Genomic DNA, 6262 nt, shown 5'->3' with positions numbered 1-6262 from the left:
TTGATCCGGGACCGCTGGCCGGGACCCGCCCACCTTGCGGCGCGCGCGGCGAGTTCGCGGCTAAAGACAGCCACCGGTCCCGGATCAAGTCCGGGACGACGAAGGGTTCACGCTCCGGCAAAATGCACCGTGATGGCGGGAACCGCGCGGGCGAGCAGGTCGGCGGCGAGGCGGCCCGGACCTTCCGCGTCGGCGGCGGGGAAGCGGGCCTCACCCGTAACGTGCTCGGCGCCATCGGGGCTGTAGAGCGCGGCGCGCATGACGAGATGGCCGCCCTCGTTGCGGGTCAGCACCGCGATCGGGCTGTGGCAATTGCCGCCGAGGCCCGCCAGCAATGCCCGCTCCGCGAGCACTTGCGCGCGGCTGGGCGCGTCGTCCACGGCGGCGAGGAAGGCGCGGGTGCGTTCGTCGTCGGCGCGGCACTCGATCATGATCGCGGCCTGCGCCGGGGCGGGCAGCCAGTCCTCGGCGTCGAGGGGGTGGCCGGTGCCGGTCTCGCCCAGCCGCACGAGGCCCGCCCGCGCCAGGAACGTCGCGTCGGCCTCTCCCGCCGCCAGCTTGGCGAGGCGGGTGGCGACGTTGCCGCGGAAGGTCACCACCTTGCAGTCGGGCCGGGCGTGGAGCAGCTGCGCGGCGCGGCGCGGGGCGCTGGTGCCGACGACGGCGCCCGGCGGCAAAGCGGCGATGCTTTCCGCGCCGACCAGCACGTCGCGCACGTCCCCACGCGGGAGGATGGCGCCGATCGTGAAAGCCTGGGGGCGGATCGTCTCGACGTCCTTGGCCGAGTGGACCGCGAAGTCGATCTCGCCGCTCGCCAGCCAGGCGTCGAGTTCCTTGGTCCACAGCGCCTTGCCGCCGATTTCGGCGAGCGCGCGGTCCTGGATGCGATCGCCGCTGGCGGTGACGGCCACGATCTCTATATGCGCCGGATCGATTCCGTGCGCCTGGGCGAGCCGGTCTCGCGCCTCATGGGCCTGCGCCATCGCCAGCGGCGAACGGCGTGTGCCCAATTTGTAACGCTCAGGGCGGAAGGTCTGGTCTTGTTTATCGTTGGTCATCGGCGGCTTGTGCTACCGGGCATTGTCGTTCAGGGGAAGGCCGGATGAGCATAGTTCTCGGCATTGAATCCTCGTGCGACGAGACGGCGGCGGCGCTGGTCACCGACGGCAGGGTGATCCTCGCCCAGCGCATCGCCTCGCAGGACGAAGAGCACCGCCCCTTCGGCGGCGTCGTGCCCGAGATCGCCGCGCGCGCCCATGCCGAGCGGCTTGCCCCGCTGATCGAGGCGACGCTGGCCGATGCCGGGATGACGCTCGATCAGGTGGACGCGATCGCCGCGACCGCCGGGCCGGGGCTGATCGGCGGAGTCATGGTCGGCCTCGTCACCGCCAAGGCGCTGGCGATGGCCACCGACAAGCCGCTGATCGCGGTCAACCATCTCGAAGGGCACGCCCTGTCGCCGCGCCTTGCCGATGCCAGCCTAGCCTATCCCTATCTGCTGCTGCTGGTCTCGGGCGGGCACTGCCAGATTCTGCTGGTCGAGGACGTGGGCCAGTTCCGCCGCCTCGGCACAACCATCGACGACGCGCTGGGCGAGGCTTTCGACAAGTCCGCCAAGGTCCTCGGCCTCGGCTATCCCGGCGGCCCGGCGCTGGAGCGGCTGGCGCTTCAGGGCGATGCGAAGAAAGTGCCGCTGCCGCGCCCGCTCAAGGGTTCGGCCGAGCCGCACTTCTCCTTCGCCGGGCTCAAGAGCGCGGTGCTGCGGGCGAAGCAGTCGGGCGAGTACACCGATGCCGACATCGCCGCCTCGTTCCAGCAGGCCGCGATCGACTGCCTGATCGACCGTACCCGCCGGGCGCTCGCCAAGTGCGGGCCGGTGAACGCGCTCGTCGTCGCGGGCGGCGTCGCGGCGAACAAGGCGATCCGCAGTGCGCTGGAAGCGCTGGCGGCAAGCCATTCGCTGCCTTTCATCGCACCGCCGCTTAGCCTGTGTACGGACAATGCGGCGATGATCGCCTGGGCCGGTGTGGAGCGGTTCGAACGCGGGCAGTCCGACCCGCTCGACGTGGCGGCGCGCCCGCGCTGGCCGCTCGATCCGGAGGCCGAGGCGGTACGCGGTGCGGGAGTGAAGGCATGAGCGCGAAGATCGGTGTTATCGGCGCAGGCGCATGGGGCACGGCGCTGGCGCAGGCATTCGCCAGCGACGGCAGCGACGTCCTGCTCTGGGCACGCGAGACCGAATTGGTCGAGGAGATCAACCGCGACCGCCGCAACGGCCTCTACCTGCCGAGCGCCGCGCTGGCGTCCACCATCCGCGCCACCAGCGACCTGGGCGAATTCGCCGCACTTCCGGCGCTGCTGGTGGTCGTGCCCGCGCAGTTCCTCGCCTCCGTGATCGCGGGCCTGCCTGCAGGCGACCGGGATCTCGTGCTTTGCGCCAAGGGTATCGAGGCCGGAACCGGCCGCCTGATGGCCGACGTCGCCGCGAGCGCCTGCGCGCCCGAGCGGCTGGCGGTGCTCTCCGGCCCCACGTTTGCGCATGAAGTCGCCGCCGGGCTGCCAACCGCCGTGACGCTCGCCTGCGGTGGCGGGCGTGCGCAGTGGGACCGGCTGGCGCCGCTGCTCGCCCGCCCGGCGCTGCGGCCTTATTATTCCGATGACGTCGTCGGCGCCGAGATCGGCGGTGCGGTCAAGAACGTGCTCGCCATTGCCTGCGGTGTGGTCGAGGGTTTGAACCTCGGCCAGAACGCCCGCGCGGCGCTGATCGCGCGCGGCTATGCCGAAATGCTGCGCTTCGGGCTGGCGAGAGGCGCCCGCGCGGAGACGCTGTCGGGCCTGTGCGGTCTTGGCGATCTGGTACTGACCTGTTCCTCCACCTCCAGCCGCAACTTCTCGCTCGGCCTCGCGCTGGGCAAGGGGCTGACCGCCGCCGAGGCGCTGTCGGGCAAGAACAGCGTGGCCGAAGGCGCGGCGACCGCACCGGTGCTCGCCGACCTCGCCCGCCGTGACGGCATCCAGATGCCCATCGTCGAGGCGGTCGAACGGCTGCTGAAGGGCGAGGCTCCGGCGAGCGCGGTCGTGAGCGATCTCCTGTCGCGCCCGCTGCGCGACGAGCAGGAGCCTGCTTCTTGAGCACGCCATACGGCGATCCCGCCCACGCACCGCAAGGCGACAAGGAGCGCGACGACATCGCCGCTCTCGCCAAGGGCGGGCGCACCAACCTGTTCGGATTCTTCCTGCGGCTCGCCGCGCGCATCCCGTTCCTGTTCATCGCCGGGCGCGCCGCGTCCTACGGACCGGCTGCGCTGGGCCGCTTCGCCTCGGCGCTGGTGCTGATCGAACTGACCTCGATGCTCTGCACGATGGGCGAGAAGCGCGGGCTGGCGCAGCGGCTGTCGGAGACCGAGGGGCAGGTGCGGCCTGCCAACGTGATCGCCGACGGCTCGATCCTCGCGATCATCGCCAGTTGCACCGCCGCCCTGCTGTTCTGGTTCGTGCCGGGCGTGCTGTTCCCGGGTGGCCATTACACGCAGATCGACCGCTTGATGGTGATCGCGCTGCCGCCCTTCACGATGACCGAGATCTGGCTGGCCGCGCTCGCCTATCGTCTGCGGGTGACGCCGACGGTATGGTCGCGCGCGATCGTGGAGCCTTGGACGATCTCGATCATGGCGGGCGCGATGATCTGGCTGGCGCCCGAGAGCGGGCTGTCCATCGCCTATATCGCCTCGATCTATGCCGCCGCGATCACCGCGTTCATCCCGTTCTTCCGCGAATACGGCCTGCCGCGCGGGTGGAAGCCCCGGCCCGGCGCGATGCGCAAGCTGGCCTTGCGCTCGCTGCCGATCGCACTGGCCGACGCCATCGAGTGGGGCACCCGGCGCGTCGACATCTTCCTGCTCGGCTTCCTTGCCCCGGCCTCGGCGGTCGGCGTCTATTACGCCGCGCAGCAGGTGGCGAGCCTGCCGCAGAAGCTCAAGACCAGCTTCGAGCCGGTGCTCGGCCCGGTGATCACGCGCAACCTGAAGGAAAAGGACTATGCCGCCATCGCCCGGCAGGTCTGTCAGGTGGGCTTCTGGATCACCGCCTCGCAAGCCGGGATCGCACTGGCGCTGGGCATTCCCGGCAACGGCGTGATGGGCCTCGTCGGACGCGAGTTCGTCGGCGGCACCGGGGCGCTGGCCTTCCTGCTCGCCGCCGAGGTGGTCGCCGCCACCGCCGTGGTGAGCGAGGCGGCGCTGATCTACGTCGCGCGGCTGCGCAACTTGTGGGTCTCGATCGGGACCATCGCGCTGCAGGCGGCGCTGACGCTCTTCGGCATCCTGCTGATGCAGCGGCTCGGCTTCAATCCGCTGTTCCAGGCCGCCGCTGCCGCCTGCGCGCTGATGCTGGCGCTGGGGCTGTCCTCGATCGTCAAGTCGGTGATGCTGGCGCGCATCCTCAAGGAGCCGATCAACAACTGGCGCTGGGCGCTAGTCTGGGCGGCTTTGCCGGCCGTCGTCATCGGTTTCCTCGCGGTGCGCTTCCTGCCCGAGTGGGCGGCGCTGGCCTTCGGGATCCCGGCGATCCTGGGTTCCTACTTCCTCGTCATCTGGAAGAAGGCGTTCGGGCCTGAGGACCGGCGGCTGTTCCAGAAGGCGAAGAAGGTCGAAACTCCGCTTGGCGAGCAACTGCCCGGCTGACAGCCCGGCTTCGGTTCTCTAGGTTGCCTACATGAATCCCCGCCGCGCATCGCTGATCGTCGCCGGAGCCGCGCTGTGCCTGGTCATGTCCTTCGCCGTCACCCGGGCGCGGGGGCTTGCGTTCATCGGCGACCTCGACCGGCAGGCTTCGGCCGCGCGCGATGCTGTGGGCGGGAAGGGCGTGACGCTGAATTTCCGCGACCGCTACGGCTGGCTGACCCGCCACCCGGTGCTCTCCGGCGGCAGGGACCTTTCGCCAGAGACGCGCAAGGCTGTCGCCGCCGCCATCGCCGCGGTGCCGGGGATCGCCGGGGTGAGCTGGGCGCGGGACGGCGACGACCGCAGCGTCTCGGCCCATTGCCAGGACGACGTCGAGCGCATCCTCGAAACCCGCACCATCCGTTTCGGCGAGGCCAGCACGCGCCTCGAACCGTCGAGCGAGCGGCTGCTGGGCGAAGTGGCGCGCTCGCTGCGGCCTTGCGTGGGCAGCATCATCGCGGTGACCGGGCATACCGACGCCTCGGGCAACCAGAAGGTCAATGTCGCGCTCTCGCAGGCGCGGGCGGAGGCGGTGCGTTCGGCGCTGATCGCGCGCGGCATCCCGGCGACGAACCTGCGTGCGGCAGGCCTCGGCTCGGCGCGGCCAGTGGAAGGGCTGGACCCGCTCGACCCGGCCAATCGGCGCATCGAGTTCTCGGTGCTCTACACCGCGCCGGTCAAGCCGACGCCGATCGATACGCCGGGGCCTGAATGATGGACTTGAGGGACTAGGAAAGGACGCTGCCTTGCCGCTATGGCTGGAAATGGCCGTCTCGGTGCTGCTGTCCTACGGGATTGGTTTCGGCATCGGCGCCGCAATATGGAATCGCAGGAAGGTGAACTGACGTGCTGGAAATGGTTCAGGCGAACTGGCTGGTCTTCATCGTCGCGCTGCTCGTGGGCATCGTGGTGGCCTACTGGGTCTTCATCCACGGCTCGAAGCCGGCGCGGCGCGAGCATCGCCCCGACGTGCTCGACGAGGGCGCGGCGCCCGCGCAGCGCAACCAGGCGCTGATAGACGACGCGCCGCCCGCCTCGCAGTACCACATCGACCCGCCCGCGATGGCCGGGACGATGGCGGGCATCGGCGAGGTCATCGCCGTTGCCGCGCAGGAAGAGGCCGACGAGGCGCGCCACAACGATGCGGCGCACGAGCCCCCGCAGACCATCGCCGCCGAGCCCGACCCGACGCCCGCTCCTCCGGCCCCGCCGGTCGTGGAGACGGCCGAGGGTGAAGTCGCGGCGGACGACCTGCGCAAGATCAAGGGTCTCGGCCCCAAGATGCTGACATTGCTCCATGCGCTGGGCGTAACGAGCTACGCCCAGATCGCGGCATGGAGCGATGCCGACCTCGACGACCTCGACACCAAGCTCGGGGCCTTCGCGGGCCGCCCGCGCCGCGACAGCTGGGTGGAGCAGGCGCGGTTGTTGTCGAGCGGCGATACCGGCGCTTACGAGGCACAGTTCGGGAAGCTGTAAAACCTCGTCATTGCGAGCGCAGCGAAGCAATCCAGGACGCTCAAGACTGCCCTGGATTGCTT

Annotated in this window: 6 protein-coding genes; 5 read left to right on the top strand and 1 reads right to left on the bottom strand. The window is 70.3% G+C overall.

Translation table 11 applies throughout. The annotated features are described in order from the left end of the window. Positions 1–107: 107 nt before the first annotated feature. Positions 108–1058, bottom strand: a complete 951-nt coding sequence (gene hemC / locus ACYPYD_RS07325) for a hydroxymethylbilane synthase (RefSeq protein WP_459662634.1) — start codon at positions 1056–1058, stop codon at positions 108–110. Positions 1059–1102: 44 nt separating this feature from the next. Here hemC and tsaD point away from each other — a divergent pair, with 44 nt between their 5' ends. The 5 genes from tsaD (at position 1103) to ACYPYD_RS07300 (ending at position 6200) form a co-directional block, all read left to right on the top strand. Further along, positions 1103–2137, top strand: coding sequence for a tRNA (adenosine(37)-N6)-threonylcarbamoyltransferase complex transferase subunit TsaD (gene tsaD, locus ACYPYD_RS07320; RefSeq protein WP_459662633.1), 1035 nt, complete (start codon positions 1103–1105; stop codon positions 2135–2137). Then, the gene (locus tag ACYPYD_RS07315) at positions 2134–3132 is read left to right on the top strand and encodes an NAD(P)H-dependent glycerol-3-phosphate dehydrogenase (RefSeq protein ID WP_211149659.1); all 999 of its coding nucleotides are present in this window, start codon (positions 2134–2136) and stop codon (positions 3130–3132) included. Before tsaD ends, ACYPYD_RS07315 begins: the two co-directional genes overlap by 4 nt. Beyond that, the gene (locus tag ACYPYD_RS07310; protein ID WP_008830280.1) at positions 3129–4682 is read left to right on the top strand and encodes a lipopolysaccharide biosynthesis protein; all 1554 of its coding nucleotides are present in this window, start codon (positions 3129–3131) and stop codon (positions 4680–4682) included. Before ACYPYD_RS07315 ends, ACYPYD_RS07310 begins: the two co-directional genes overlap by 4 nt. Before the next feature lie 31 nt (positions 4683–4713). Then, entirely contained in the window at positions 4714–5436 is a 723-nt protein-coding gene (locus tag ACYPYD_RS07305) for an OmpA family protein (protein ID WP_211149661.1), read from the top strand. Between the two features lie 140 nt (positions 5437–5576). Beyond that, positions 5577–6200 (top strand): hypothetical protein, encoded by a 624-nt coding sequence (locus ACYPYD_RS07300; RefSeq protein WP_051586858.1) that lies wholly within the window; start codon positions 5577–5579, stop codon positions 6198–6200. Positions 6201–6262 lie beyond the last annotated feature (62 nt).

The organism is Novosphingobium sp. 11B, assembly GCF_054589055.1.
The sequence above is the reverse complement of the archived record's forward strand: the minus strand, read 5'-3'. Positions and strand labels throughout refer to the sequence as shown.

Coding starts and splice junctions, on each gene's coding strand:
- tsaD (WP_459662633.1), top strand. CDS start 1,103: ATGAGCATAGTTCTCGGCATTGAATCCTCGTGCGACGAGACGGCGGCG.
- ACYPYD_RS07300 (WP_051586858.1), top strand. CDS start 5,577: ATGGTTCAGGCGAACTGGCTGGTCTTCATCGTCGCGCTGCTCGTGGGC.
- ACYPYD_RS07315 (WP_211149659.1), top strand. CDS start 2,134: ATGAGCGCGAAGATCGGTGTTATCGGCGCAGGCGCATGGGGCACGGCG.
- hemC (WP_459662634.1), bottom strand. CDS start 1,058: ATGACCAACGATAAACAAGACCAGACCTTCCGCCCTGAGCGTTACAAA.
- ACYPYD_RS07305 (WP_211149661.1), top strand. CDS start 4,714: ATGAATCCCCGCCGCGCATCGCTGATCGTCGCCGGAGCCGCGCTGTGC.